Annotated in this window: 25 protein-coding genes; 16 read left to right on the plus strand and 9 right to left on the minus strand. The window is 70.9% G+C overall.

The genetic code is table 11. The annotated features are described in order from the left end of the window. Positions 1 to 128 precede the first annotated feature (128 nt). The 7 genes from JKJ07_RS35440 to JKJ07_RS35470 all read left to right on the plus strand — a co-directional run bounded on the left by JKJ07_RS35440 (position 129) and on the right by JKJ07_RS35470 (position 7,432). The gene (locus tag JKJ07_RS35440; RefSeq protein ID WP_202996310.1) at positions 129 to 1,118 is read left to right on the plus strand and encodes a carboxymuconolactone decarboxylase family protein; all 990 of its coding nucleotides are present in this window, start codon (positions 129 to 131) and stop codon (positions 1,116 to 1,118) included. 10 nt (positions 1,119 to 1,128) lie between these two features. Then, entirely contained in the window at positions 1,129 to 1,584 is a 456-nt protein-coding gene (locus JKJ07_RS35445; RefSeq protein ID WP_236030404.1) for a DUF6220 domain-containing protein, read from the plus strand. After that, positions 1,581 to 3,314 carry a multicopper oxidase family protein gene (locus JKJ07_RS35450; RefSeq protein WP_202996311.1) on the plus strand — a complete coding sequence of 578 codons (1,734 nt, stop codon included), beginning with the start codon at positions 1,581 to 1,583 and terminating at the stop codon, positions 3,312 to 3,314. Before JKJ07_RS35445 ends, JKJ07_RS35450 begins: the two co-directional genes overlap by 4 nt. Before the next feature lie 51 nt (positions 3,315 to 3,365). Continuing rightward, positions 3,366 to 4,319 (plus strand): ankyrin repeat domain-containing protein, encoded by a 954-nt coding sequence (locus JKJ07_RS35455; protein ID WP_202996312.1) that lies wholly within the window; start codon positions 3,366 to 3,368, stop codon positions 4,317 to 4,319. 52 nt (positions 4,320 to 4,371) lie between these two features. Next, positions 4,372 to 5,001 carry a DUF899 family protein gene (locus tag JKJ07_RS35460; RefSeq protein WP_202996313.1) on the plus strand — a complete coding sequence of 210 codons (630 nt, stop codon included), beginning with the start codon at positions 4,372 to 4,374 and terminating at the stop codon, positions 4,999 to 5,001. Between the two features lie 134 nt (positions 5,002 to 5,135). Beyond that, positions 5,136 to 5,399 carry a hypothetical protein gene (locus tag JKJ07_RS35465; protein WP_202996314.1) on the plus strand — a complete coding sequence of 88 codons (264 nt, stop codon included), beginning with the start codon at positions 5,136 to 5,138 and terminating at the stop codon, positions 5,397 to 5,399. Positions 5,400 to 5,485: 86 nt separating this feature from the next. Further along, positions 5,486 to 7,432 (plus strand): acyl-CoA dehydrogenase family protein, encoded by a 1,947-nt coding sequence (locus JKJ07_RS35470; RefSeq protein WP_202996315.1) that lies wholly within the window; start codon positions 5,486 to 5,488, stop codon positions 7,430 to 7,432. Between the two features lie 32 nt (positions 7,433 to 7,464). On the opposite strand, the gene JKJ07_RS35475 is transcribed toward JKJ07_RS35470, so the two are convergent. Next, the gene (locus JKJ07_RS35475; RefSeq protein WP_202996316.1) at positions 7,465 to 8,517 is read right to left on the minus strand and encodes a M48 family metallopeptidase; all 1,053 of its coding nucleotides are present in this window, start codon (positions 8,515 to 8,517) and stop codon (positions 7,465 to 7,467) included. A 215-nt stretch (positions 8,518 to 8,732) separates the two neighbouring features. Here JKJ07_RS35475 and JKJ07_RS35480 point away from each other — a divergent pair, with 215 nt between their 5' ends. Beyond that, on the plus strand, positions 8,733 to 9,590 hold the full coding sequence (locus JKJ07_RS35480; protein ID WP_307834573.1) for an alpha/beta fold hydrolase: 858 nt from the start codon (positions 8,733 to 8,735) through the stop codon (positions 9,588 to 9,590). A gap of 52 nt (positions 9,591 to 9,642) precedes the next feature. On the opposite strand, the gene JKJ07_RS35485 is transcribed toward JKJ07_RS35480, so the two are convergent. Together JKJ07_RS35485 and JKJ07_RS35490 are read right to left on the minus strand one after the other, a co-directional pair. After that, positions 9,643 to 10,737, minus strand: coding sequence for an endo-1,4-beta-xylanase (locus JKJ07_RS35485; protein WP_202996317.1), 1,095 nt, complete (start codon positions 10,735 to 10,737; stop codon positions 9,643 to 9,645). Between the two features lie 86 nt (positions 10,738 to 10,823). Then, entirely contained in the window at positions 10,824 to 11,357 is a 534-nt protein-coding gene (locus JKJ07_RS35490; protein ID WP_202996318.1) for a GNAT family N-acetyltransferase, read from the minus strand. Positions 11,358 to 11,456: 99 nt separating this feature from the next. Here JKJ07_RS35490 and JKJ07_RS35495 point away from each other — a divergent pair, with 99 nt between their 5' ends. Further along, the gene (locus tag JKJ07_RS35495) at positions 11,457 to 11,999 is read left to right on the plus strand and encodes a GNAT family N-acetyltransferase (RefSeq protein ID WP_202996319.1); all 543 of its coding nucleotides are present in this window, start codon (positions 11,457 to 11,459) and stop codon (positions 11,997 to 11,999) included. Here JKJ07_RS35495 and JKJ07_RS35500 read toward each other — a convergent pair. From JKJ07_RS35500 to JKJ07_RS35510, 3 genes are read right to left on the minus strand one after another with little or no spacing between them, the layout of a single operon-like run. Beyond that, on the minus strand, positions 11,986 to 13,983 hold the full coding sequence (locus JKJ07_RS35500) for a serine/threonine-protein kinase (protein ID WP_202996320.1): 1,998 nt from the start codon (positions 13,981 to 13,983) through the stop codon (positions 11,986 to 11,988). The genes JKJ07_RS35495 and JKJ07_RS35500 overlap by 14 nt on opposite strands. 11 nt (positions 13,984 to 13,994) lie before the next feature. Continuing rightward, on the minus strand, positions 13,995 to 14,786 hold the full coding sequence (locus tag JKJ07_RS35505) for an ABC transporter ATP-binding protein (RefSeq protein ID WP_202996321.1): 792 nt from the start codon (positions 14,784 to 14,786) through the stop codon (positions 13,995 to 13,997). 35 nt (positions 14,787 to 14,821) lie between these two features. Beyond that, entirely contained in the window at positions 14,822 to 15,499 is a 678-nt protein-coding gene (locus JKJ07_RS35510; RefSeq protein WP_202996322.1) for a TIGR03086 family metal-binding protein, read from the minus strand. A 67-nt stretch (positions 15,500 to 15,566) separates the two neighbouring features. Between JKJ07_RS35510 and JKJ07_RS35515 the strand changes: the two genes are divergently transcribed. Both JKJ07_RS35515 and JKJ07_RS35520 read left to right on the plus strand, forming a co-directional pair. Beyond that, on the plus strand, positions 15,567 to 16,343 hold the full coding sequence (locus JKJ07_RS35515) for an AraC family transcriptional regulator (protein WP_307834574.1): 777 nt from the start codon (positions 15,567 to 15,569) through the stop codon (positions 16,341 to 16,343). Next, the gene (locus JKJ07_RS35520) at positions 16,340 to 16,918 is read left to right on the plus strand and encodes a phosphatase PAP2 family protein (protein WP_236030405.1); all 579 of its coding nucleotides are present in this window, start codon (positions 16,340 to 16,342) and stop codon (positions 16,916 to 16,918) included. Before JKJ07_RS35515 ends, JKJ07_RS35520 begins: the two co-directional genes overlap by 4 nt. A gap of 28 nt (positions 16,919 to 16,946) precedes the next feature. Here JKJ07_RS35520 and JKJ07_RS35525 read toward each other — a convergent pair whose 3' ends face one another. Further along, entirely contained in the window at positions 16,947 to 18,113 is a 1,167-nt protein-coding gene (locus tag JKJ07_RS35525) for an RtcB family protein (protein ID WP_202996324.1), read from the minus strand. 69 nt (positions 18,114 to 18,182) lie between these two features. Further along, entirely contained in the window at positions 18,183 to 19,232 is a 1,050-nt protein-coding gene (locus tag JKJ07_RS35530) for a hypothetical protein (RefSeq protein WP_202996325.1), read from the minus strand. Positions 19,233 to 19,339: 107 nt separating this feature from the next. On the opposite strand from JKJ07_RS35530, the gene JKJ07_RS35535 reads away from it, so the two are divergent. Genes JKJ07_RS35535 through JKJ07_RS35545 form a run of 3 tightly spaced genes read left to right on the plus strand, consistent with a single transcriptional unit; the run spans position 19,340 to position 21,342 of the window. Continuing rightward, a complete protein-coding gene (locus tag JKJ07_RS35535; protein WP_202996326.1) occupies positions 19,340 to 19,993 on the plus strand; it encodes an HAD family hydrolase in 654 nt (217 codons plus the stop codon). 31 nt (positions 19,994 to 20,024) lie between these two features. Continuing rightward, positions 20,025 to 20,537: an RNA polymerase sigma factor gene (locus JKJ07_RS35540; protein ID WP_236030406.1), complete on the plus strand. Its 513-nt coding sequence runs from the start codon at positions 20,025 to 20,027 to the stop codon at positions 20,535 to 20,537. Then, positions 20,530 to 21,342 (plus strand): hypothetical protein, encoded by an 813-nt coding sequence (locus tag JKJ07_RS35545; protein ID WP_202996327.1) that lies wholly within the window; start codon positions 20,530 to 20,532, stop codon positions 21,340 to 21,342. Before JKJ07_RS35540 ends, JKJ07_RS35545 begins: the two co-directional genes overlap by 8 nt. 47 nt (positions 21,343 to 21,389) lie before the next feature. Here JKJ07_RS35545 and JKJ07_RS35550 read toward each other — a convergent pair whose 3' ends face one another. Beyond that, on the minus strand, positions 21,390 to 22,460 hold the full coding sequence (locus tag JKJ07_RS35550) for a PQQ-dependent sugar dehydrogenase (protein ID WP_202996328.1): 1,071 nt from the start codon (positions 22,458 to 22,460) through the stop codon (positions 21,390 to 21,392). Between the two features lie 364 nt (positions 22,461 to 22,824). Between JKJ07_RS35550 and dacB the strand changes: the two genes are divergently transcribed. Next, positions 22,825 to 24,249: a D-alanyl-D-alanine carboxypeptidase/D-alanyl-D-alanine endopeptidase gene (gene dacB, locus JKJ07_RS35555; protein ID WP_202996329.1), complete on the plus strand. Its 1,425-nt coding sequence runs from the start codon at positions 22,825 to 22,827 to the stop codon at positions 24,247 to 24,249. 9 nt (positions 24,250 to 24,258) lie between these two features. Beyond that, on the plus strand, positions 24,259 to 25,686 hold the full coding sequence (locus JKJ07_RS35560) for a serine hydrolase domain-containing protein (RefSeq protein ID WP_202996330.1): 1,428 nt from the start codon (positions 24,259 to 24,261) through the stop codon (positions 25,684 to 25,686). The last annotated feature ends 125 nt before the right edge of the window (positions 25,687 to 25,811 follow it).

Below are 25,811 nucleotides of genomic sequence, written 5' to 3' on the forward strand. Positions count from 1 at the left end.
CGGCGGCCCGCCGGCAGGCATCCCCTCAGCGCGGTAGTTAGGGCGTACTGCGAACGCAGTATCAGGCGGTGCTCAGGTGCCTGCGCCGGCGGGACGTCTCGGCGCCACGGCCACCCGAGCATCGGACCATGACGTATCGCTTCTTCACCCCGCCCCGGCCCACCGGCCTGGCCGCCGAGGTCAACCGCCAGCTCCGCGAGGACTTCATCGGCCCGCTGCCGACGTTCCAGGCTCTGTCCGCGGTGCCGGAACTGATGGCCGCGACCTGGTCGTTGCTGCGCGAATCGCTGCTCGCCGACGCCGATCCGCCGGTCGGCCGGGTCGAACGCGAGCTGGTCGCGGCCGTCATCTCCCGGGCCAATCGCTGCCGGTTCTGTGTGGACGCTCACGTGACGTTGTTGCACGGCCTCGGCGAGCACGATCTGGCCGAGACGATCGCCCGCGGCGACCCACCACCGGGCTTGCGGCACGCCGAGCTCTCCGCCTGGGCCACGGCCAGCCGCACGCCAAGGGCAAAGACCTGGAGCAGCCCGTACGCTCCCCAGCTGACCGGCACGCTGCTGGCGTTCCACTTCATCAACCGGGTCGTGTCCGCGCTGCTGACTCCGGATCTGCTCCCCGGCGGCCTGCAGCGCTTCCCCGCCGTGCGCTCAGCCGGTGGACGGCTCGTCGCCCGGACCACCCGCGACCCCAGAGATCCCGGCCGCAGCCTGGCGCTGTTGCCCGCCACGACCCCGTCACCACCGGCCTGGGCCGCCGGAAGTCCCATCGGGACGGCGTACGCGGCCCTGATCGACGCGGCCGCGGGCGGTGGCGCCCTGCTGGGTGAGGCAGCCCGCGAGACCGTCGTGGCCACCGTGCGCTGGGAGGACGGCCGGCACCCCGAGCGTCCCGCCGATTGGGCGGCCGATCTGGTGCGCGAGCTGCCCGCCGCCGACCGGGTGGGCACCCGCATCGCCCTGCTGGCCGCCTTCGCCCCGCACGCGATCAGCCGGGGTGACGTGGGCCTGTGGCAGCTCTCCCGCCCCGCCGACGCCGATCTGGTGCGGCTGGTCGCCTTCGGCGCTATCACCGCCACCGCCCACGTAGCCCGGGCCCTGAACCCGGCTCACCGTTAGGACCGTCATCATGCGCAAGGCCTTCGCCGTCGTCAGCACCGCATTGCTGATCGTCTTCGCCCTGCAGTTCGTCTTCGCCGCCGTCGGCGCCTTCACCAAGCCCCAGGCCGATTCCTCGTACGCCCTGCACAGCCTCACCGGCATGGCGGTCATCCCGCTGCTCACGTTGCTCACCACGCTGTTCGCCTATCTGGCCAAGGCCCCCGGCCGGCTGATCGGCCTGAGCATCCTGCCGCTGGGCCTGACGATCCTGCAGGCCCTGCTGGCCATGCTCGCGAACGCGTTCACCGACGCCTCGGGCGGCAGCACGGTCGCGGGCCTGATCGTCGGCGGCCTGCACGCGGTGAACGGCATCGTCGCCGTGCACATCGTGGTCGCCGTAGTGCGCGGAGCGCGCAAACTTGCGCAGTCACCGAACGCAGTTGAGCGGGAGTCGGCGGCTGCCCCGTCCGTGGATGTCGCATGACGACCGGTTCGCTGCTCGCGGCCGATCTCGTCGTCGCGGTGCTGGTCGCCGCGGGGTGGCTCGCCGCCGGTGCCGTGGCGGCGGCCGGGCGGCGACGGATCGCGCTGGGGTTGGCCACTTGCGCACTAACGGCCACCATCGGTCGCGCGATAACGATCGTTGCGCTCAGCCGGGACGGGTGGTGGTTCGCGGCGGAGAAGGTGCTGATCGCCGGGCCGCTGCTGGTAGCCGGAGTGGCTGTCGCCGCCCTTGCGTTGTTGCGCAAACGGACAGAATCCGTCGCGCTTCTGTTCGCCGGGTACGCATCAACCGCCGCAGTGCTCGTAACGGTTCTGCACGGTTATCCGGTGTCGGGCGGGGTGGCCCTGTACGCGGTGTCGGGAGTTGCCGCAGCCACCGCGGTGACGTGGCGCGTTCTCGGGCCCCGGCCATCACCAACCGTGTCGCGCGCGGCCGTCGTGGTGGCGATCGCGGCGCTCGTGGCCGGCACCGGGCTGGCCGCGTCAGCGGGTGCGACCCCGGCTCCGCAGCATCAGCACGCGCCGGTGGCCGGGCCGGCCGTGAGCGAGCCGGCCGCGAGCGAGCCGGCCAGGCAGTTCACGCTCACGGCCGGAACCGCCACGGTCGAGGCCGGCGGCAAGAAGGTCGAGGCATGGGCGTTCAACGGCCAGGTGCCGGGCCCGGAGATCGCGGCCACGGTCGGCGACGTCATCGAGGTGAAGTTGCGCAACCGCGACATCGATCGGGGCGTGACCCTGCACTGGCACGGCTACGACGTGCCGAACGATCAGGACGGGGTGCCGGACGTGACCCAGGCCGCGGTGCTGCCGGGGCAGGAGTTCGTCTATCGGTTCCGCGCGGACCAGGCAGGCACGTACTGGTATCACACACATTCGGCCTCCGACGTCGGCGTCCGGATGGGGCTCTACGGCGTGCTCGTCGTTCGTCCACGCCCGGTGAGCGGCCTCGACGTGATCGTGCCGGTGCATACCCTGTCGGGCCAGATCCTGCCCGCACCGGCGGTCACCGCGGCCGCGCCCGGCTCCCCCGTGCGGCTCCGCCTGATCAACACCGACAGCACAACCCACCGGTACGCCGTCGCGGGCGCACCTTTCCGCGTCGCGGCGATCGACGGGATGGACCTCCGACATCCCTCCCCACTCTCCGAGCAGGCACTGCTGATTCCGGCCGGCGGCCGGTACGACGTGCTGACGACGGCACCCGCGGTGCTCTATGTCGACGGTCGCCAACTTTGGTCGACGGGCGCGCAGCCGGTCGAAACCGCGCACTGGCCGGTGTTCGATCCGCTCACTTATGGCACCGCTGAACCCGTGCCGTGGTCGCGGTTCGACCGCTCGTTCACGCTCGTGCTCGACCGTGGACTGGACCTGCGCGGTTTGCTGCCCCGATACGCGCATACGGTCAACGGCGCGGCCGACCCGGACATCCCCGTGCAGTTCGTCCGGCGCGGCGACATCGTCAAGTTCACGATCGTCAACCGCTCCTTGGTCGTTCATCCGTGGCACCTGCACGGTCACCATGTGCTCGTTCTTGCGCGCAACGGCCAACCGGCGACCGGAAGCCCGCTGTGGCTGGACTCGTTCGACGTGCGGCCCGGCGAGGTGTGGGAGGTGGCGTTCGAGGCGAACAACCCCGGCATGTGGGCCAACCACTGCCACAACCTGCCCCACGCCGGCGCGGGCATGATGCTGCACTTGGCCTACGAGTAGCCGCGGCGTGCCCTACCGTGGTGCGGTCACCAAGCCATCGGGGAGGCAGGCATGACGGAGTCCGGCTGGTCGCGCTTCGGATACGGGTCGTGGTCGGATCTCGCCTGGGTGCGGGCCCAGCTCGCGGCCGGCGCCGATCCGAACACCCTCGTACGGGGAAACGGCCGGCCGCTGCACCATGCCGCGCGGGAGGGCTCGGCCGAAGTGGTGGCCGAGCTGGCCGCGCTCGTCGACGACGTGGATGCCGTCGGCGACGGGCACACCGCGCTCTGGCTCGCCGTCCAGGCCGGCCGGCCCGCCAACGCCCGCGCACTCGTGGCGGCCGGCGCGGACCCCGAGCGGCCGATGATGGCCGGCTGGTCACCCGCGCGGCTGAGCCTGGCCGGCGCGACGCCCGACCTGTTCGAGACAAGCGCGGCACTGACCGACGCCGAGGTCTCCGCGGTCGCCGAGGCGCGCGAGCTCATCGATGCGCTCGCCGCGATCGACGGCGACGGCATGAGCCTGTGCTGCGTCGCGGGCATCGACGCCGCCGAGGCGGTGCGGCGCCTGGACGCCGCGGCGGTCCAGGAGTCGATCGCCGCCGAGGACATGTGGGACGCCACGGACGACGAGTCCATGCGAACGCTGGGTGTCACCGATGTGCCCGGTGGCTGCGTGGTCAGCCAACCGTGGGCTTACGGCGCGTCCATGCCGCTGGTCGCGCTGCTGCTGTCAGCCGGCACGACCTGTTACGGCATGTACGCCAACCCCAAGAGCGGCAACCAGGGCGCGTCGGTCCACGACGGGGCGATCACGGGTTGGGATCTGCATCCGGGCGGCGGCTGGTCCGCGGCCGACGCGACCGCCACCGAGATCCTGCGCGATTTCCTGTATCAGCATCACGCCGTCGCGTATTGCTGCGCCTACGCCGGAGTGCGGCCGGCCGGCGCTCGCCCGTTCACCGACCCCGACCGCTGGATCCGGCTCCCCGTACGCGACTGGTGGGCGACTTCGGCGAGCTAGTGGGCGTACGGGGAAAGGTTTTGCCGAAGGCCGCGGGGGAAACGTGGCGGGAATGCAGAAGCCGCAGGTAGTGACGGTCGAGGAGTGGGAGCGGGAGCGCGCGGACCTGCTCGTCGCGGAGAAGGAAGCGACGCGGCAGTTGGACGCGATCGCGGCACGACGGCGCCGGCTGCCCATGGTTCTGGTGTCGAACCACTACGTCTTCGACGCCAGCGACGGCAAACGCTCGCTGCTCGAGTTGTTCGAGGGCCGTCCGGAGTTGGCCGTTTACCAGTTCATGGACAACGGGCCCGAGCACTTCTGCCCGGGGTGCACGGCGTTCACCGACAACGTGCCCGGTCATGCGCTGGAGATGCTCGCCGCGCACGGGATCAGCTGGGCGACGGTGTCGAACATGCCGATCGAGCAGATCGAGTGGTACAAGGCCGAGCGTAAATGGACACTTCCGTTCGTGTCGTCGCGCAACACGACGTTCGCGGACGACTGCGGGGCCGGCGGCGGCTTCCTGTTCAGCATGTTCCTGCGCGACGGTGACGACGTCTATCGGACATACAGCACCACTCGGCGCGGCGTCGACCGGCTGCTGTTCTCGAACAACGTGAAGGATCTGAGCGCGTACGGGCGGCAGGAGGACTGGGAGGACTCGCCCGCGGGCTGGCCGCAGCACCCGACGTACGGGTGACGACGTCATGACTGCGGGCTAACCACGCGGCCGCGCAGCAGAAATTGTCGTACCCCGGGGCTAACTTGGCGATGAGTTCTCCGCACACCACTGGTCTTATCTACGGAGAGTGTCAGACGAAGGAGGAGATCCTCATGACCACCACCGCCCCGATCCTGACCGTCGCCCGCGCGGAAGCGCTGTTCACGAGCCACTTGTCCACCGGCAGCAAGCCCTCCTACGTCGCCGTCGAGCAGGCGATCCGTCACGCGGTGCGCATGCACGGCGGCGTCCGGGGATGCGCGGCCGACGTCGCCGGGGAGTACGGCGACCATCCCGAGTCCGCCGCTCCCCGCATGCGCTGGGCGCGCGGTGTCGTCGAGGACCTGTACGGGTCACGCTGGGTCCTGGCCGCCTGAAACACCCGGCGTGGCGAGCTTCACCGCTTGATCGCCACCCGGCCGGGGTAACGTTGCTACTCACCAGTAACAAGGGTGGAGGCGACATGCTCAGCGAACGACTCCAGGACGTTCTCGACGGCAGGTGGGCGCACGTTCGCAAGGCCGCGCGCACCGAGCTGGCCGGTGACAAGTTCGTCACCGTGTACGGCGAGACGATCGACGAGGCGCGCGAACGCGTCACCCGGCTGCTGCGTGAGTTGCCGTCCGACCCGGGCGTCGCGGCGGGCTTCCCGATCGAGTACGGCGGCCAGTCCGATCCCGGTGGCTCCGTGGTCGCGGCCGAGATGCTCGCGCAGATCGACCTGTCGCTCATGGTGAAGGCCGGCGTGCAGTGGGGCCTGTTCGGCGGGGCAGTCACCGCGCTCGGCACGAAATACCACCACGACCGCTACCTGCGAGACATCATCTCGGCCGACCTGCTGGGCTGTTTCGCCATGACGGAGACCGGTCACGGCTCCGACGTGCAGCAACTGCGCACCACGTGCACCTATGACCCCGCGACGCAGACGTTCGACCTGCACACCCCGCACGAGGCGGCCCGCAAGGACTACATCGGCAACGCGGCGCGCGACGGGCGCCTGGCGGTCGTGTTCGCCCAGCTCATCACCGGCGGCAAGCGCTATGGCGTGCACGCCTGGCTGGTCCCGATCCGCGACGAGGACGGCAACCCGATGCCGGGCGTGTCGATCGGCGACGACGGGCACAAGGCCGGCCTGCTCGGCGTCGACAACGGGCGCCTCGCGTTCGATCACGTCAGCGTCCCGCGCGAGATGCTGCTCGACCGCTATGGCCAGGTCGGGCCCGACGGCTCGTACACGAGCACGATCGACAACGACGTCCGCCGCTTCTTCACCATGCTGGGCACGCTCGTGCGCGGCCGCGTGGTGGTCGGCGGTTCGGCCGCGAACGCCGCCAAGAGCGCACTCACCATCGCCGTACGGTATGGGGAGTCGCGCCGTCAGTTCGGCGCGCCGGGCGAGGATCGCGAGATCGCGCTCAACGACTACCTGGCCCACCAGCGCATCCTCACGACGAACCTGGCCAACGCGTACGCGCTCCATTTCGCCCAGGACGAGCTGGTCAACGCGCTGCACGAGGTGCAGACGGCCGACGGCCCGGTCGACGAGCACCGGCAGCGCGAGCTCGAGTCGCGCGCGGCCGGCCTCAAGGCGGCCCAGACGTGGCACGCCACCCGCGCGATCCAGGCCGCGCGCGAGGCCTGCGGCGGCGCCGGCTATCTGGCCGAGAACAGGCTGCCCGGGCTCAAAGCGGACACCGACGTCTTCACCACGTTCGAGGGCGACAACACCGTACTGCTCCAACTGGTCGCGAAGGGCCTGCTCACCGGGTATCGCGACGCGTTCGGCTCGCTCGACGGCTGGGGCCGGGCCACGTTCGTCGCGGACCAGGTGCGCTCGATGGTCCTCGAGCGTACGGCGGCCCGGGGTGTGATCCAGAGGCTGATCGACGCGGTGCCCGGCCGGGACGAGGAGGTCGCGCTGACCCACCGCGGCTGGCACCTGGCGCTGTTCGAGGATCGCGAGAAGCACCTGCTCGAAGGCGCGGTGCGGCGGCTGCGCAGCGGCGCCGCCCAGAAGAAGGACCGCCAGTTCGACATCTTCAACGACGTGCAGGATCACGTGCTCGAAGTTGCTCGCGCGCACATCGACCGGATCGTGCTCGAGGCGTTCGTGGCCGGCCTCGACCGCACGGCCGACGACGAGGTCCGGGCGCTGCTGAGCAAGGTCTGCGACCTGTACGCCCTGACCACGATCGAGGCGCACAAGGGCTGGTATCTGGAGCACCAGCGGCTGACCCCGGCCCGTTCCAAGGCGGTCACCGGCATGGTCAACGACCTGCTCCGGCAGCTCCGGCCGCACATGACGACGCTGGTCGACGCGTTCGCCGTGCCCGACGAGTGGCTGAACGCGGCGATCCTGCGCGAGGAGCCGACCCGCCAGGACGTGATGGCCGAGCACGACGCGCACTGAAAGGGGCGGCGCGGTCGCGCCGCCCCTTTCGATCAGTTGCTGCCGTTGTTGTCGCCGCGGCCCCTGGCCCAGTCGCGAGCACCGCGCGCGGCCGAGCCCACCAGGTCGGCCGCCCCGCCCGCGGCCTTGCGGGCGAAGGTGACCAGCGGGTCGGGGGTGTCGCGGATCGTGTCGCGATAGCTGGCGGCCGCGTCCTTGATGTCGGCGGTCACCGAGGCGTCACGGTCGTCGTCGCGACGCGGGTAGTCGCCGCCCAGGATCCGGGCGTACTCCCCCGAGTCGACCCACTTCTGCAGCTCGGAGGCGCGCGCCACCGGCACCGGCTGGTCGCTGAACGCGGTCATGCCGATCTTGTGAATGCTGTCGCGGATGTCGCCGCCGCCCTCGTACTCCGCGGCCTGCTCCAGGAACGCCACGGTGTCGATCTGCGAGAGGTCGCCGCCGCCGGCCATCTTCATGAACAGGCGCAGCGACGCCGCCGGATCCTGCGCGGCGAGCAGGCCCGCCCGGTCGGCCGACAGCTCGGCCTTGCGCCACCACTCGTACATCGCCGCGATGATCGCCCGCATCGCGATCACGCCCACCGGCACCCAGCTGATGTTGGTGACCCAGCGGGTCAGGATCGTCATGATCGTCTGGTAGACGGCGTGGCCGCTGCGGACGTGGCCGATCTCGCGGCCGAGCAGCGTGCGCAGCTCCTCGTCGTCCAGCTTGTCGACCGAGCCCGTGCTGATCACGATGAACGGCCGGTCCATCCCGATCGCCTTGCCGCTGATGATCGGCGACTGGCTCACGAACAGCTCGGGGCGCTCGGCGACGTCGAGCGCGTCGGCGGCCTCGGCGAACAGGCCGTGGACGCGCGGATACTGCCGGTGGTCGACACGGATCGCGCCGGCCAGGTACGACAGGCGGAACCCCCGCTCGTTCCACATGCCGAACAGGCCGCGCACCACGTCGTCGAAGCCGCGCAGCTCGCGCAGCGCCGTCAGCGCGCCCCGGTCGGCGGGATGCTCCCAGGCCCGCGAGCTGATGCCGGTCAGGGCGACCCGCTGCCGCGCCGGCCGGTTGTCATCCTCGATAGTCATCGTGACCCTCCCGTGGTCGGTTCCGGAGTAGAGAATCCCGGAGCCGCAGGCATTCTCGCATCGGCTGTGAGCCGGAAACGTACCCGATCGACTGCGACTTTCGGCTGATGTCGAGGTACCGCCGGAGAAAGCCACGATTTCTTCCGGCGGCACCGATGAGTTCGGGCGGCACGGCAGGTCATACCAGCAAGACTTGAGCGACGAGAGGCACTGAAGTGACTGCTGAGACGCACACCCTGACCACGGACGGCGCCGAGATCACGTACGACGTGCGACCCGGCGACGGCCCCACCCTGCTGCTGATCGGCTCGCCGATGGATGCGAGCGGCTTCGCCACGCTGGCGAGTCACTTCCCCGACCGCAAGGTGGTCACCTACGACCCGCGCGGCATCACCCGCAGCACGTTCACCGGCGATCAGCGCACCGCGACGCCCGAGCAGCACGCCGACGACCTGAGCCGCTTGATCGACACCCTCGGCGACGGCCCGGTCGACGTGTTCGCCAGCAGCGGCGGCGCGGTCAACGGCCTGGCCCTGGTCACCGCCCACCCCAAGCAGGTGCGCACGCTGGTCGCGCACGAGCCGCCCGCCCTGACCACGCTGCCCGACCGGGAGAACGCGCTGGCCGCCGTGCAGGGCATCTACGACCTCTACCAGAAGTCGGGCTCGGGCCCGGCGATGGTCAAGTTCATCCTGAGCACCAGCTTCAAGGGCGAGTTCCCGGCCGGCTGGATCGACCAGCCCGGCCCCTCCCCCGAGGAGTTCGGCATGTCGTCGGAGGATGACGGCTCCCGCGACGACATCCTCATCGGGCAAAACCTCATTCCCTGTACGCACTACGAGCCCGACTTCGACAAGCTGCGCTCCGCCTCGACGCGCATCGTGGTCGGCGTCGGCGAGGAATCGCAGGGCGAGCTCGCCCACCGCGCCGGTGAGGCCGTGGCCGCCCGCCTCGGGCTCGAGCCGGTGACGTTCCCGAGCCACCACGGCGGCTTCCTGGGCGGCGAGTTCGGCCAGATGGGCGACCCGGACAACTTCGCGGCCAAGCTGCGCGAGGTGCTTGACGCGAAGTGATCCCCACGCCCGCCCGGGGCCGAGGAGACGGGGGTCCGGGCGGGCGAGCGGGTCAGCGTCGGGCGCGGGCCAGGGTGTCGCGCAGGGCGTAGTAGGCCGGCTTCTTGGCGAAGTCGTCCCACATCACCGTCGCGGCGCCCTCGGCCGGGAAGAAGACCGGCACCCAGGAGTATTTGTCGGTGAAGCCCCAGATCGTGAACGAGTTGCAGTCGTCGACCGCGAGGCACGCGTCCAGCACGGTCTTGTAGTACGAGGCCTGCGTGGTCAGCTGCTCCGCGGTGGGCACGCCGCCGGCGGGCAGGTCCATGCGCACGTCGAGCTCGGTGATCGCGGTCTCGAGGCCGAGGTCGTCGAAGCGCTGGAGCACGCCCGCGAGCTGGTCGGGCGCGCCGTAGCGCATGCTCAGGTGGGCCTGCGAGGCGAAGCCGTGCAGCGGCACCCGCGCGGCGAGCAGCTGCTTGGCCAGGGTCTCGTAGGCGTCGACCTTCACCCCGGGCCACTCGACGCCGTAGTCGTTGAGGAACAGCTTGGCCCGCGGGTCGGCCTGGTGGGCCCAGCGGAAGGCGTCCGCGACGATGCCCGGGCCGAGCTCACGGATCCAGATGTTCTCCTGGCGGTATTCGCCGTTCTCGTTGAAGATCTCGTTGGCCACGTCCCACTGCTGGATCTTGCCCCGGTAGTGGCCGACGACGGTGAAGATGTGGCTCTTGAGGATCTGCCTCAGCTCGGCCTTGGTGAAGGTGCCCTCGTTGAGCCACGCCGGGTTCTGGCTGTGCCACAGCAGCGTGTGCCCGCGCACGACCTGCCCGTTCGCCCGGGCGAAACGCACGATCGCGTCGGCCGGCCCGAAGTTGTATCTGTTGCGCTCGGGGTGGATGAACTCCCACTTCATCTGGTTCTCGGGCGAGACGGAGTTGAACTCCTTGGCCAGCACCCGCCGGTACGGCTTGTCGTTGGGGAACGGGTCCGGATACGGCTGGTCGACGTGATGACCGCCGCCGGCGACCGCGGTGCCGATCCGCAAGTCTCGGGGAGCTACCGAGCGAAGCGATCGGTCCTTGCCACCCGCCTGCACGGGTTGGACAACAAAACTGAGAGTTGCCGTGGCGGCGAGGACGGCCACCACGGCACGGGTTGCTCTCTTCACGTGGAACTCCTTCGAGGAACGTCGGTGGATTCGCTCCCGCAACTTCCGGAGGTTCCTCGTAAGTTATTTCGATCGAGTGGCGTACGTCAATGTTGTCTTTCCCGGACGATCGTGGTTCCGCTCTCCCCCGGCGCCTCCACCTCGCGGGGCGCGCGGCGCACCTCGGCGAACCCGGCCTTGATGGCCACCGCCGCCGACGGCTTGTTGGCTTCGTCGTGCTGGATGGCCACCCGGGTGATCCCCGGCAGAGTCAGCGCCACCCGCGTCAGCGCGTTGACCGCCGCCGTCATGTAGCCGCGCCCCGCGTAGGGCGACCGCATCCAGTAGCCGATCTCGAGCACGCCCGGCCCCATCCGGGTCATCAGCCCGATCGAGCCGACCAGCTCCCCCACGCTGGTGAAGATCGCGTAGTTGAACTGCTCGCCGTCGGCCCAGCCCTCCCGCGACCGCGTGATGTAGTCGACCCCGTCATCCAGGTTGTAGGCCTCGGTGGCCCAGGGCAAGAACTGCCGCAGCTCGGGCAGCGACTCCTTGATCGCGACCAGGAGCTCCGGGGCCCAGGCCGGCTCCCAGCGTTTGAGCACGAGCTCACCGGCGTTGATCATCTCGGGTGGTTCCATGCCGAGAGCCTCCCCGGACGACACGACTGACGCAAACGACATAGCCCGCGCCGGATTCACGACAGCGCCCGGCGGCGGCACCGCGTACGTTCGAGGTCCATGGTGGACATCGAGAGGCTGGACGGCCGGCCCGCCGAGGCGGAGGCGCTCACGGCCCCGCTGATGCTGGAATACCTGGCCTGGTGCGGTGAGCGGCTCACGGCCGAGCACGGAGTGATCTTCGACGACTCGGCGGCGTCCGTCGCGGCGCACCACGCCGAGTTCACGCGCGAGCTGCCGCACCTGCTCGGCCCGCGCGGCCGGCTCCTGATCGCCCGCGACGACGATCGGACCCCGGTCGGCGTGGGCGCCCTCAAACCCGTGGACGCCGGCACGGCCGAGATCAAACGCATGTACGTACGCCCGCAAGCGCGCGGGCAGGGTGTCGGCCGGGCGATCCTGTTGCGCCTGCTGACCGACGCGCGAGCGAACGGCTACGCCACCGCCCGCCTCGAAACGGGCACCTTCATGCGCGAGGCGCACGGGCTCTACCGGTCGGTGGGCTTCCGCGACCGGCCGATCTTCGACAACACCGAGGCCGCCCTGTCCGGGCTCGGCAAGTTCATGCTGCACATGGAGATCGACCTGGTCACTCGAGGTTGATCCGGGCCACCGTGGCCACCTGGCCGTTCCGGATCGTCACCAGGGACGGGCGCGGGGAGATCTCGGACGACACCGTCACATAAGTGTCGAACGAGACCGCGCACGTGCCGGCATGGGTCTTCGGGTCGAGGCACTTGGCCGGATCGTGGCGAAAATCGAGGTAGCGCGGCTCGGCCACGATCGGCAGGCTGACCCGGGTCCCGCTGTTCACCGGCACCAGCTTCTTCGCGCACTGCGGCGAGGTCGCCGGCAGCGCGAAACGCTCGCAGTACTCGGCGCCGGTCACGTATTCGGCGGGCTCCAGGATCGCCACCTTGCCCCGGTCGTAGAGCATGTGCATCCCGGCCGTGAGCTGGGCGTCACCGGTCATGAAGGCCGGCTCGCCGGTGGCGTCGCCCGAGCGTAACTGCGCGTCGGTGAACGTGACGGTCGCCCGTCCGCCGCCGGTCGAGACCGCCCCGAGCAGCACTCGCCCGCCGGTCAGGGACGACTCGGTGAGCGGACCCCGTACGGCCTCCTTGCCGTCGACGGCGAGCGTGGCCTGCTCGTCGTCGGCGACCAGCCGCAACTCGTGCGCCGTCCCGGTCGTCGTGGCGACCGGGGCCGTGGCGATGACCGTCTCGAGGCCGTCGATCAGGCTGGCCAGCCGGACCGCGCCGGGGCAGACCGCGGCCCGGTAGCCGTCGGCGTACTCGTCGTTCTCCTTGTTCTCGGCGCGGAACGAGATGGTCGCGCACGACCGCGCGTTGCCCAGGGTGGCCGTGACGGCGACGCTCTGACTGGCAGGGAAGACGGTGTCGGTGTAGGGCCCGCATACCGAGGCCTTCGCCGCCTCCACGCGCAGCCCGTTGCGGTACGAGCAGTAGTCGGTCGTCTGGAAGATCGACTCCTTGCGCAGCGGGTCGAAGATGCTCGGCCCCGGGACGACCGGAGGCGCCACGGCGGACGAGGCCGGCGCGGGCGCGGGAGCCGGCGCCGCGGCGGGCGAGAGCGTCCGGAACCCGACGCCGGCCAGGGCGGCCATCGCGGTCGCCCCGGCCGCCAGCAGGACGACGGAGCGGCGGGAACGGCGCTTGCGTGACGACGTGGTGGAGAACCGGCCGGACTGCTGGGCGGCCGCCTCGGCCGAGCGCTGCAGCGGAGCGGGCAGCGGCGGCCCGCTCGGCGCGCCCGTGACCAGCAGCCGGTCGAGCAGCTCGCCCGCCGTCGGCCGGTTCTCGGGCTGCTTGTCGAGCGCCGCGTTGACCATCTCGGCCAGATACGGCGGCAGGTTCTCGACACGCGGCGGCTGGGTCAGGATCCGGGCCGCAGTCACGGCCGGGGTGTCGCCGCCGAAGGGGGTGCGGCCGTTCCCGGCGTACGCCACCACGGCGCCCCACGCGAACACGTCGACCGCCGGGGTGAGCTGCGACTCCGTGTCCGGGTCGAGGCGCTCGGGGGCCATGTAGGCCAGGGTGCCGACCACCTCCTCGGCGCGCGTGTGGAAGCTGGTCGGCTCGAGCGGCCGGGCGATCCCGAAGTCGATCACCTTGGGCTGGCCCAGGGCGAACAGCACGTTGCGCGGCTTGAGGTCCCGATGGATGACCCCGGCTCCGTGAATCGCGGCCAGCGCGGTGGCCACCCCGACGGCGACACCGTGCAGGCTGCCCCCGTGCAGCGGGCCGTTCTCGGCGACGACTTCGCTCAACGTCGGACCGTCCACGTATTCGACGACCAGGTAGGGCGTCGCGTGGTCGGGGTCGGCGTCGAGCACCTCGGCCGTGCAGAACGGCGGCACCTGCCGGGCCCGGCTCACCTCGCTGCGGAAACGTGCGCGGAAGTGTTCCTCGTGCGCGTACTCGGCGCGGATGACCTTGACGGCGACGAGCCGGCCGCTGGGCGCCTCGGCCAGATAGACCGAGCCCATGCCGCCCTCGCCGAGCCGGGACAGCAACCTGTACGGGCCGACGGACGGCGGGTCGGTGGGGCGCAAAGGGTCAGCCACGGATGGCCAACCTACCGCGCGGAGCGGGCGACGGCCCTGGCACCCCAGCGGCCGTCGGCAAATGTCACCCGGATCGGATGGTCGAAGGCGTCCGAGACATGCGCGGTCGTGAGCACTTCGGCCGCGGGCCCGGCCACGACGACGCGGCCCTCCCTGAGCAGCAGCGCGTGGGTGGTGCTGGTCGGCAGCTCCTCCAGGTGGTGCGTGACCACGATCGAGGCCAGCCGGGGATGCGTACGGTCGAGCAGGTCGATCGTCTCGAGCAGTTGCTCGCGCGCGGCGACGTCGAGCCCGGTGGACGGCTCGTCGAGCAGCAGCAGGCGCGGACGGCTGATCAGCGCGCGAGCAACAAGCGCGCGACCTCGCTCACCTTGCGACAACGTCGGCCAGCGCTCCTCGGCCCGGCGGGCCAGCCCGAACGTCTCGATCAGCTCGTCCGCCCGATCGACCTCCTCCGGCTCGGCCTTGCGGCGCGGCGGCGTCTCGATCGAGCCGTGCAGACCGGTCAGCACCACTTCCCGTACGGTCAGAGGTGAGCGCAACGGGTGCCGTGGGTTGACGTGGCCGATCGCCCGGCGCAGCTCCTGCAGGTCGACGCGCCCGAGCCGGTGGCCCAGCACGCTGACCACGCCGGAGGTCGGGTGGGTCAGCGCACCGCAGAAGCCGAGGATCGTGCTCTTGCCGGCCCCGTTCGCGCCGAGCAGCGCCCAGTGCTCACCTTCGCGCACGGTCAGGCTGACCCCGTGCAGGATCTCCTTGCCCTCGCGGCGGAAGGTGACGTCTTCGAGCTCCACGACCTTCATAAGGTCGCAATGTTGCCACGCAACCCCGGCAATGATCAGTGAGAGGGGTCACGACCGCTCAACGCGAGCGCACGATCGAGCATCGAAGCGTGCCCGGGAACGGCCACCGGTTGCGCGAAGATGCCCATCGCCCGCCCCTGGTCGCCCATCGCTGTCATGAACCGCAGCGTCGTCGCGGCCACGTCGTCGTCGACGTGCAGCTCCTGACCGGTGGCTCGCGCGAGGTCCCAGCCGTGGATCACCACGTCGCTGACCAGCATCGCGACAGCCATCTCGGCCGGCATCGGCATGCCACCCATCACCACCGGCCGCTGCCAGACCTCGGGCGCCTTCCAAGCGTCGGTGGCGGACACTCCGAACGAACGCGCATCGGCATCGACGGTGTCAAACAAACGCGCATCCGTCGCCGCGTTGCTCGACCGCGCACTAATCGCCGCGTCGGGCAAACGCGCATCCGCCGCCGCGTTGCTTGACCGCGCGCTCACCGCCGCCTCGGGCAAACGCGCAGCATCGCGCGACCAATGCTCGTCCGTGATCGGCTCGCCACGGCCGGCCAGCTCGAGCGCTTCCACAACCAGGAGCAGATGGTTCGAGAGCGCCCGCACGTCCCACTCGGCGCACGGCGTGGGCAGGCCCGACTGCGCGCGGGTGACGTCGCGGACGACCGCCGCCGATGATGCGAGGGCCCGGACCATGATGTCGTGAAGTTCCATGCCGGCCAGCCTAGGAACGACCCTCACCTGGGCTCTTGAAGAAATGCGACTTGTTAGGCTTCCCCGCGTGCCGGCGATCCTCAACCCGGGCCGCGGCCGGCGGAAGTTCGACTTCAGCGCGCCCACCGCCGCCCCGCAGCTGAGCCCGTACGTCGAGCACTACTGGATTGTGAACTGGGACCTGCGCGGCCAGGAGCCGTACGAGCAGCGTGTCCTCCCCTATCCCGCCGTCAACGTCACCTTCAAGCCGGGCCGCTGCCGGATCGCCGGGGTCGTCACGGGCCCGTTCCACGAAGTGCTCGAGGGCGCCGGACGCGTGTTCGGTGTGCGTTTTCGGCCGGGCGGCTTCCACCCCTTCCTGGGCGCTCCCGTCTCGACCATCACCGGCCGTTACGTGCCGGTCGGGACAGTGTTCGGCGACGACCTGGCCGAGCGCATCCTGACCGCGAACGACCAGGACGCCGTACGGGAAATGGACGTTTTTCTGTCCGAACGTGCACCCGAGCAGCCGGCCCCCGCCGCCGAACTGGCCGCCGCCGTCGTCGCGCGGGCCGCCGACGACACCGGCATCACGCGCGTGGACGACCTGGCCCGCGAGTTCTCGGTCGGCGTCCGGCAGTTGCAGCGGTTGTTCGCCGAATACATCGGGGTCAGCCCGAAATGGGTCATCCGCCGCGCACGCCTGCACGAGGCGTCCGACCGCATCCAGGCCGGCACGCCCGTCGACCTGGGCGTGCTCGCGGCCGAGCTCGGCTACAGCGACCAGGCTCACCTGACGCGCGACTTCACCAGCATGGTCGGCGTGCCGCCGGCGTCCTACCGGAAGGCGCAGGACCCCAGTTGAGGATCAGGATCGCCCGCGTGATCACCGAGGTGTTCGCGCCGGGGGTGCTCGTTGCCGTGCTGCTCATGGTGGTCGGCTTCCACGCGGGCGACCAGCCCGGCGTCTCCCGATGGTGGGGCGCGCCGGCTGCGGTGTTCGCCGCCGGCATCCCCATGGCGTACATAGTCCGGGGTGTGCGCCGGGGACAGCTCACCAATCACCACATCCCCGAGCGCGAGCACCGCCGCGGCCCGCTGATCTTCGGCGCGGTATCGGTCGCGATCGGCACGGCCGCCCTCGTCCTGCTGGGCGCACCGCGCGAGTTGCTCGCTCTGCTCGCGGCGGGCATCACCGGCCTGATCGTGTTCGGCGCCGTCACCGCGTTCTGGAAGATGTCGATCCACTCCGGGGTGGCCGCCGGGACCGCGGCCGTGCTGATCGCCGTCTACGGGCCGATCGCGCTGCTCGCCGTGCCGCTGGTGCCGCTCATCGGCTGGTCCCGGTTGGTGCTCGCGGCGCACACCTTCGCGCAAGTTGTGGCCGGAACGCTCGTCGGGGCCCTGATCGCGGGCACGGTCTTCCCGGTCCTGCGGTGAGCCGCCGCAGAACCGGGAAACCGCCCTTCTAGTCGCCCTTCACGTTGACGATCTGGCGCAGCGTGTGGCGCACCTCGACCAGGTCGTCCGCGTCCTGCATGACCACGTCGATCGGCTTGTAGGCGCCCGGGATCTCGTCCAGGAACGCGTCCGTGTCCCGGTACTCGATGCCCTTCATCGCCTCCCGCAGCTGCTCACGGGTGAACGTCTTGCGCGCCTTGGACCGCGACAGCTGCCGGCCCGCGCCGTGCGGCGACGAGTTGAGCGCGACCGGGTTGCCCTTGCCGACCACCACGTACGACGCGTCGCCCATCGACCCCGGGATCAGGCCCGGCCGGCCCTTCTCGGCGTTGATCGCGCCCTTGCGCGAGAGCCACACCTTCTTGCCGAAGTGCGTCTCCTGCTCCGTGTAGTTGTGGTGGCACTGCACTCGCTCAAGTTCGCGCACTTCCCCGCCTGCAAAGTGAGCGAAACAGTCCACGACGCGGTCCATCATCTCGTCGCGGTTGGCCAGCGCGAAGTCCTGAGCCCAGCGCAGCTGCCGGATGTACGCCCAGAACTCGTCCGTGCCCTCGGCCAGGTAGGCCAGGTCGGGATCCGGCAGGTCGATCCACCAGCGCTTGGCCGACTCCTGCGCCACCTTGATGTGATGCGTGGCGATCTTGTTGCCGACGCCGCGCGACCCCGAGTGCAGGAACAGCCAAACCTGGCCCTTCTCGTCCGCGGTGACCTCGATGAAGTGGTTGCCCGAGCCGAGCGTGCCCAGCTGCAGCTCCCAGTTACCGGCGTAGCGGCCCGGCTCGAAACCGGCCTTCTCCGCCTTCGCCGTGAGCACTTCGATGCGCGTACGCGCGGTGTCGCTCACGCTCGTGTTGTACGAACCCGCGCTGAGCGGCACGGCGTTCTCGATCGCCGTGCGCAGGCCGGCCAGGTTCGGCCGGAGCTCGTCACGGTGATACTGCGTGCGCACCGCGGCCATCCCGCAGCCGATGTCGACCCCGACCGCGGCCGGGATGATCGCGCCGAGCGTCGGGATGACCGAGCCGACCGTCGCGCCCTTGCCCAGGTGCGCGTCCGGCATGAGGGCGATGTGCGGGAAGATGAAGGGGAGGCGGGAGGCTTTCTCGGCCTGTCCCTTCGTCTCCGCTTCCAGCAGGCTGGCCCAGTTCACCAGTCGCTCGTTGATCTTCTCCACAGCAGTCACTCCTCCCGGATCTCAGCCCGCTAAAGGTAGCTAGCCAAGATCCGGGGCGCCTCCGATTAACTACTTCGCGACGACGGTGACCTGGCCACTCGTGCCGTAGGCGAGGGTCGTGCCGCCGGTCGCGACGACGCGCAGGGGCCAGGTGCCCTTGGCGAAGGCCTTCACGATCGCGTACGAGCCGTCGGCCTTGACGGTGCCGCCGGCGATCGTGACCCAGGTGGCGCCGGACTTGCGCTGCAGGCTGACCTTGACGCCGGCCTTGATCGGGCGGACGGCGCCGCTGATCGTGACCTTCTGGTTCGGCTTGGTCTTGGCCGTGCTCGCCTTGATCGAGACCAGGTAGCGCACGGTGACCGTCTTGGTCATCGTCGCGCCCCAGAAGTTCTGCGAGCCCGCGTACGTCACCCGATAGGCGGTCGTCTCGGCCGGCTTGGTGGCCAGGCTCCAGCGCAGGTTCGCGCCGCTGCGGACCGCCCCGACCCTGGTCCAGGCCGCGGTGCCGGACGCGCGTCGCTCGAGCGTCACGGTCTCGCCGGATCGCGGGGTGGCGCCGCTGAGGGTCACCGCCGAGCCGTAGACCACTGCCGTCGGCGCCGTGGTGAGCGCCAGGTCCGGCGCGTGCAGGACGGTCGGCGGGGCCGGAGTCTGCCCCTGCGGACCCTGGGCCACCACGAACACCGAATACTCACGATCGGGATTGAGACCGGTGAACCGGGCCGACCGGGCGGTGATGGGCAGGCTCTGCGTCGCGTCGGGCGTCGGCGGGCCCGGGGTCGGCGGGCTGGGCGACGGGACGGGCGTCTGACCCGGCGGCTTCGGCGGCAGGTAATGGCCCTGGAACCACACCCGATAGCCGGTGAACGTGGCGCCCGCGGTGGCCTCGACCTCGGACCACTCGACGAGCGCGGCGCCACCCGGCTGACCGGTGACGGTGAACTTGACCGCCTTCCCGACCGTTGGCGCCGGGGTGTAGAGCGCCTTGACCGGCGCCGCACCCGTGTTGGTCTCCGCCGAGGACTGCGCAGCGAAGTAGATCATTCCGGAGCCGAGCAGAGCGGCCGCCGTCGTTGTGATGATCGCGCCACGGACGCGATTGTTCCCGAACGCCATGAGATCCCCCGTTTCAAGACGTTGACGGCGGAACGCTACCGAACCGGCGTGGCCCCGCGCGTCCTCCGATCATCCGACCCCGTCCGAGCGGCCCCGATAATGGTCCGGTGACTCCCGATGCGCTGATCTTCGACTTCGACGGCCTGATCATGGACACGGAATCGACTCTTCTCGAGAGCTGGCGCTGGCTGTGGCGGCAGCACGGGCTCGAGCTGCCCGAGGAGGGTTTCTTCGCGGCCCACGGCGGCCCGGTGCCGGAGCGGTACACGGAACTCGCGGCCGCGGTCGGCGCGAGTTTCGACCGGGATGCCAGCCACGCGCGGCGCAACGCGTTCCGGGCCCGCCTGCACGAGACGCTCGAACCCGCGCCGGGCATCCGCGACTGGCTCGACCAGGCGTCCGCCCTCGGCTTGCGGCTGGCGGTGGCCAGCAGTTCGGCCCAGGAGTGGGTGCACGGCAACCTCGCGCGGGCCGGTCTGCTCGACCGCTTCGAGGTCACGGCCTGCGGCGACGAGGTGGCCGGGCACAAGCCCGACCCGGCCGTCTACCAGCTGGCGCTGCGCCGTCTGGGCATAGGCGCCGACCGGGGGCTGGCGTTCGAGGACACTCCGCACGGCGTTGCCGCGGCCCAAGCCGCCGGCCTGCGGTGTGTGGCCGTGCCGAACGCGTTCGTCCAGGTTGCGCACTTCGCGCAGGCGGATCTCGTGCTGACGAGCGCGGCCGACCTCACCCTGCAAACGGTGATCGACAAAATCTCGTGAAACCTGGCGGCCCGCCCGCGGGTGTTGCTGTATGACGACGCCGAGAGGGGGCGGGGTGGCCGATCACAGCGGCTTCGAGGAGTTCTACGCCGGAACCCGGCATCGACTGGTGACCTACCTGTACGCCATGACCGGCGACCGGTCCGAGGCCCAGGACGCCGCGCAGGAGACGTACGTACGGGCATGGCAACGGTGGCCGGCCGTGTCCGGGTACGACGATCCGGAGGCGTGGCTGCGCACGGTGGCGTTCCGGTTGTGCGCGAACCACTGGCGCAAGGCGAGGAACCGGCTCCGGGCGTACGTGCGGCACGGGCCCGCCGCCGACGCACCGCCGCCGCACCCCGACATGGTCGCCCTGATCGCCGCGCTCAAGCAGCTGACCGTGGGTGAGCGTCAGGCGATCACCCTGCACCACCTCATGGACCTGTCCGTCGCCGAGGTCGCGGCGCAGACCGGTGTTCCCGTCAACACGGTCAAGACCCGGCTCGCCCGGGGCCGTCGCGCTTTGGCCGGACTGCTGGACGAGGAGTACGACCATGCCTGATCGCCACTTCCGTTCCCTGTACGCCGAGACGGAGCACACGCCGTGGGAGCCGGTCGAGGGCGTGCGCCGCCGGGCCCGCCGCCGCACCACTGCGCAGGCCGGGATGGTGGGCGCCGTCGTAGCGATCGTGCTGGTGTCGGGCGGGGTCGCCTTCGCCCGGGCCGATCGCTCGCCGCAACCCTCGCCCGCGCCGGCCGCATCGGCCGCTGTCTCGTCGGCGCCGGCTCCCTCGAATCCGCCGTCTCCAGTTGAGACCTCACCGTCTCAAGACGAGACACCACCGTCTCACCTGGGAACGTCACCGTCTCTCCCCGAGACGCCGTCGTCCGACATCACGCGCGCGATGATGCTGCAGCCCGCGGACGTCGGCCCCGGTTATCTGCCCGCCGACGGCACCGGGGACGGCGATTGGAGCTTCGAGTTCAACGCGGCGGCGCTCGGCTGCCCGGCGGGGTCGAGGCCGGAGGCGATCGACGGACGGGAGCGGGCGCTGCGCAAGGGACGAGAGGTGTACGTCCTGCAGGAGACGACCCGGTTCACCGAAGGCGGGGCGAGCGCCTACCTTGGCGGCGTACGGGAAAGGGTGTCGAACTGCAAGGCGCCGGCCGGGCAGTCCGTGCGCATCGCGAGCCAGCACTTCGCCGGTGACGAGTCGCTGCTGGTGGTCTTCCACTACGGCGACGACTATTTGACGCAGATCGTGCTCGTGCGCAAGGGCGACGTGCTGACCGAGATCTTCAGCAAGCCCAACCCGGACGAGTCGGTGAGCCGGTCACTCGGCCAGAAGGCGGCCGCACGGTTCTGAGGTGCGGGGGCCGGGCGTGAACCCGGCCCCCCACCCTTTATGGAGGGTCAAGCGCCGCCTTGCTCGGGCGAGAGCCGCAGGATGCGGTCGTCGCCGTCCCGCACGTCGCCCCGCCCGTCCGTGTTCGACGTGGTCACCCAGAGCGAGCCGTCCGGGGCGACCTCGACCGTACGAAGCCGGCCGAACTCGCCGTCGAGGATCGCGCGCGGCTCGCCCAGGCCGTCACCCTCGATCGGAATCGTCCACAAACGCTCACCGCGCAACCCCGCCGCGTACAGGGTGTTGCCGGTTATCGCCAGCCCCGACGGGGAGGCGTCGCTGGTCGGCCAGGTGACCAGCGGATTGGTGAAGCGGCCGCCGCTGGTATCGCCCTCGCCCTCGACGTCGGGCCAGCCGTAGTTCTTGCCCGGCTCGATCAGGTTGACCTCGTCGACGTCGTTCTGGCCGAACTCGGTCGCGAACAGCCGATCCCGGTCGTCCCAGGCCAGACCCTGCACGTTGCGGTGACCGAGGCTGAAGACCGGGGACCCGGCCGTCGGGTTGCCGGGCGCCGGATCGCCCTCCGGGGTCAGCCGCAGGATCTTGCCGTTGGGGCTGTCCGCGTTCTGCGAGCGGCCGGTGTCGCCCGCGTCGCCGGTGCCGACGTAGAGCATGTCGTCCGGGCCGAACGCGATCCGCCCGCCGTTGTGGTTGCCGGCCTTGGCGATCCCCTCGAAGATCACCTCGGGCTGCGCGTTGCCCTCCAGCTTGAACCGGACGATCCGGTTGTCGTCGGCCGCGGTGAAGTAGGCGTAGACCCAGTCGCCGGTGGTGGCCAGGCCGAGCAGGCCACCCTCGCCGCCGGCGGCGACACCCGGCACCTCGTACACGGGCTCGGGTTGTCCTCCGCCCTCGGCCACGCGCAGGATGCGGCCGCTGTCACGCTCGGCGATCAGGGCGCCGCCGCCGGGCAGGAAGGCCAGGCCCCACGGCACATCGATGCCGGTGGCGATCTCGTCGACGCCGCTGCCTTGCGGTGCGCTCGGTGGCGCCGTCGTCGGGGTGGGGTCGCCGGGGTCGGCCGTGCTGCCACAGGCGGTCAGGGCCAGGACCGCGACCAGGGCGGGGAGTGCTCGCAAGTGAAACCTCCGTCGTCGTTACCGTCCATGCTCGCCGCCGCCCCCGAAATTCCGGCGAAAGGCGGTCCGCGTACGCAGACGTCACGAGCCACAAATCGGGTTCCCGCTCGTTGATCAAGACATGATCCGCGTACGAGCCGCCGCCGTCGCCCTCGCCGCGGCGCTCTCCTTGGTGGCGCACCCAGCCCTTACGCCACCCGCGTCCGCACACCCCGCCTCCGCGCCGGCCTCGCCCCCGCTCCTCGCAGCCCAGCCCGCCGCACCCTGTCTCACCGCGCCTCCTCACACCGCGCCTATTCCCCACTCGCCTCCTCTCACGGCGCCCTCTCTCACGGCGCCCCCTCGCAACGCACCCTCTCCCGTCGTGTCCGATTTGTCCCCGGCGGCGGGCAGGATCGAGCGGGCGGTCGATGGCGTCCTGGCCGACCCGGCGCTCGCCGGAGCGCAGGCCGGTGTCGTGGTGGCCGATGCGCGAACCGGCGCGACCCTCGTCGATCGCCGAGGCGCGCGTCGCCTGCTGCCCGCGTCCAACGCGAAGCTGTTCACCTCGGCCGCGGCCCTGGCGATCCTCGGCCCCGGGCATCGTTTCGTCACGGAGGCCAAAGCTTCAGGCGTACGCCGGGACAGCTCACTCGCCGGCGACATCTATCTACGCGGCAGCGGTGACCCAGCGCTCTCCCCCGGCGACCTCGACCGGCTGGCCCGGGACGTGGCCGCGACCGGGCTCCGCGAGATCACCGGCAACCTGGTGGCCGACGACACCTCCTTCGACGCGCAACGGCTCGGACTGGAATGGGCGTGGGACGACGAGAAGGATCCCGGTGCGGCTCCGATCTCGGCGCTCACGCTGGCGCCGGACGAGAACTATCTGGCCGGGACGGTGACCGTCAAGGCCATTCCGGCGGCTGTGGACAACCGGCCGGCCCGCCTCACGGTCAGCCCGCCGAGCAAGTTACTGAAGGTCATCAACCGGACGGTCACGGTCGGTGCGGCGCCCGGCATCGAGGTGACGCGCGGCCACGGCACGAACGAGCTCACGGTCACCGGCCGCGTCCTGAGGAGCGCCCCGCCGGTCACCGAGGCGGTCACGGTGTGGGACCCGACGGCGCTGGTCGCCGACGTCTTCCGTACGGCGTTGGCTCGTCACGGCGTACGGGTGAAGGGTCTGGTCGTCACCGGGAAAGCCACCCCGGCCGGAGCGACGGCGCTCGCGCGGCACGCCGGACGACCGCTCCGGGAGCTGATGAAACCGCTGCTCAAGAGGTCGAACAACGCCATGGCGGAGCAGCTGACCAAGGCAATCGGGCTCGCGGCGGCCGGCACCGGCACGTGGCCCGCGGGCACGAATGCGGTCACCGCCTACCTGACCCGGGTCGGCGTCGACACGACCACGCTGCGGCTGGTCGACGGCTCCGGCCTGTCCCGGCGCAACCTCGTGCCGCCCGCCGCAATCGTCCGGTTCCTGCTGGCCGTGCGGTCCGAAACCTGGTTCCCGCTCTGGTACGACGCGCTGCCCGTGGCGGGCAACCCCGATCCCCTCATCGGCGGCACACTGCGCCAGCGGATGCGCGACACGCCCGCCGCCGGGAACGTGCACGCGAAGACCGGAACGCTCACCGGCGCGTCGGCCCTGTCCGGATACGTGACCGGCCCCGATGACCGTCCGCTGGTCTTCTCCGTGATCGTCAACAACCAGCTGTCACCGACCGTCACGCTGTTGCTCGACCGGATCGCCGTCGCGCTGGCGAGTTGTCCACAGGGGCCGGAAAGTGTCGGGGCGGCCTTGTAAGTTCGCCGCATGTCATCTCTGCTTCCCGAGACAGGCCGCGCGCTCCGCCACCGTCTAGCCACCGCGCAGGTGTCGGCGCGGGCGCCCTCGGTCGTGGCCGCAGTGGTGCGTGACGGCGGCCAGGTGTGGCGCGAGGGCTGGGGCAGCGTCGACGGCGTCACCCCCGGCGGCGACATGCAATATCGGATCGGCTCGATCACCAAGACGTTCGTGACCGTGCTGGTGCTGCGCCTGCGCGACGAGGGCCGGCTCGCCCTGGCCGACCGGCTCGACCAGCATCTGCCCGGCACGGCGATCGGCGACGCCACGATCGGCGCCCTGCTGGCCCACACCGCGGGGCTGGCCGCCGAGCCACCGGGCCCGTGGTGGGAGCGCTCGCCCGGCGCGCTGCGGCCCGAGCTGACCGACACCCTGCCGCGTGAACCCCGGGTCTTCCCGCCCGGCCACCGCTTCCACTATTCCAATCCCGGCTTCGCGGTGCTCGGCGCGCTGGTCGAGCGGCTGCACGGCGAGGCGTGGACCGAGGTGCTCACGCGCGAGATCCTCGAGCCGCTGGGCATGACCCGCACGGGCCCGCGGCCGTCGGCGCCGCACGCGTCGGGCTGGGCCGTGCATCCGTGGGCCGACGTGCTGCTGCCCGAGCCGATCCAGGATTACGGCCCGATGGGTCCGGCCGGCGAGCTGTGGTCCACCGCCGACGACCTGGCCCGCTTCGCCGCGTTCCTGCTCGACGGCGACGAGCGGGTGCTGCGGGCGGAGTCGCGCGCCGAGCTGCGCTTCCCGTCCTCGGCCCCCGAGGCGACAGCATGGAATTCCTCGTACGGTCTGGGCACCCAGCTGCTGCGCCGGGGCGAGCGGCTGCTGTCGGGGCACACCGGCTCGGTTCCTGGGTTCGTAGCGACGGTTTGGGTCAGCCACGACGACGGGCTCGGCGCCGTGCTGCTGGCCAACACCACGTCGGGCCTGCCGGTCGGCACGGTGACGGCCGACCTGCTCGACCTCGTGGCCGAACGCGAGCCTCGCATCCCGGCACCGTGGACGCCCCTGACCGACCTCGATCCGGCCGTACTCGAGCTGGCCGGCCCCTGGTATTGGGGCCCCACCGCCCAGATCGTCCGACCCGTGGCCGACGGCGGCCTCGAACTGGGCACGCTGACCGGCGGCGGCGGGCGCGGGGCCCGTTTCCGCGCATCCGGCGACGGCACGTGGATCGGCCTGACCGGCTACTTCGCGGGCGAACGCCTCACGCCACACCGCGACGCGAACGGCATGCTCACCCACCTCGACATCGGCACCTTCGTCTTCACCCGCCAGCCCTACGACCCGGCAGCCCCGGTACCGGGCGGCATCGACCCGGCAGGCTGGCAGCCACACCCGGGCACCGTCGAGTCAGCAGACCCGCCACAACATCCGACCAGCATCGAACCGACGGGCTGACAAACCACACCCCGGCAGCGCCGACCCCACCAGCCGACCACCACACCCCCGCAGCCCCGACCCCACCAGCCGACCACCACACCCGGCGGCCCCGGCCACAACCCGGGTTCGCCTTATGATCGGCC

This window comes from Paractinoplanes lichenicola, assembly GCF_016785085.1.
GTDB classification, from domain to species: Bacteria; Actinomycetota; Actinomycetes; order Mycobacteriales; family Micromonosporaceae; genus Actinoplanes; species Actinoplanes lichenicola.

Coding starts and splice junctions, on each gene's coding strand:
- JKJ07_RS35495 (WP_202996319.1), top strand. CDS start 11,457: ATGGTGGACATCGAGAGGCTGGACGGCCGGCCCGCCGAGGCGGAGGCG.
- JKJ07_RS35460 (WP_202996313.1), top strand. CDS start 4,372: ATGCAGAAGCCGCAGGTAGTGACGGTCGAGGAGTGGGAGCGGGAGCGC.
- JKJ07_RS35560 (WP_202996330.1), top strand. CDS start 24,259: ATGTCATCTCTGCTTCCCGAGACAGGCCGCGCGCTCCGCCACCGTCTA.
- JKJ07_RS35450 (WP_202996311.1), top strand. CDS start 1,581: ATGACGACCGGTTCGCTGCTCGCGGCCGATCTCGTCGTCGCGGTGCTG.
- JKJ07_RS35465 (WP_202996314.1), top strand. CDS start 5,136: ATGACCACCACCGCCCCGATCCTGACCGTCGCCCGCGCGGAAGCGCTG.
- JKJ07_RS35440 (WP_202996310.1), top strand. CDS start 129: ATGACGTATCGCTTCTTCACCCCGCCCCGGCCCACCGGCCTGGCCGCC.
- JKJ07_RS35490 (WP_202996318.1), bottom strand. CDS start 11,357: ATGGAACCACCCGAGATGATCAACGCCGGTGAGCTCGTGCTCAAACGC.
- JKJ07_RS35510 (WP_202996322.1), bottom strand. CDS start 15,499: ATGGAACTTCACGACATCATGGTCCGGGCCCTCGCATCATCGGCGGCG.
- JKJ07_RS35530 (WP_202996325.1), bottom strand. CDS start 19,232: ATGGCGTTCGGGAACAATCGCGTCCGTGGCGCGATCATCACAACGACG.
- JKJ07_RS35505 (WP_202996321.1), bottom strand. CDS start 14,786: ATGAAGGTCGTGGAGCTCGAAGACGTCACCTTCCGCCGCGAGGGCAAG.
- JKJ07_RS35455 (WP_202996312.1), top strand. CDS start 3,366: ATGACGGAGTCCGGCTGGTCGCGCTTCGGATACGGGTCGTGGTCGGAT.
- JKJ07_RS35470 (WP_202996315.1), top strand. CDS start 5,486: ATGCTCAGCGAACGACTCCAGGACGTTCTCGACGGCAGGTGGGCGCAC.
- JKJ07_RS35475 (WP_202996316.1), bottom strand. CDS start 8,517: ATGACTATCGAGGATGACAACCGGCCGGCGCGGCAGCGGGTCGCCCTG.
- JKJ07_RS35445 (WP_236030404.1), top strand. CDS start 1,129: ATGCGCAAGGCCTTCGCCGTCGTCAGCACCGCATTGCTGATCGTCTTC.
- JKJ07_RS35540 (WP_236030406.1), top strand. CDS start 20,025: ATGACGACGCCGAGAGGGGGCGGGGTGGCCGATCACAGCGGCTTCGAG.
- JKJ07_RS35545 (WP_202996327.1), top strand. CDS start 20,530: ATGCCTGATCGCCACTTCCGTTCCCTGTACGCCGAGACGGAGCACACG.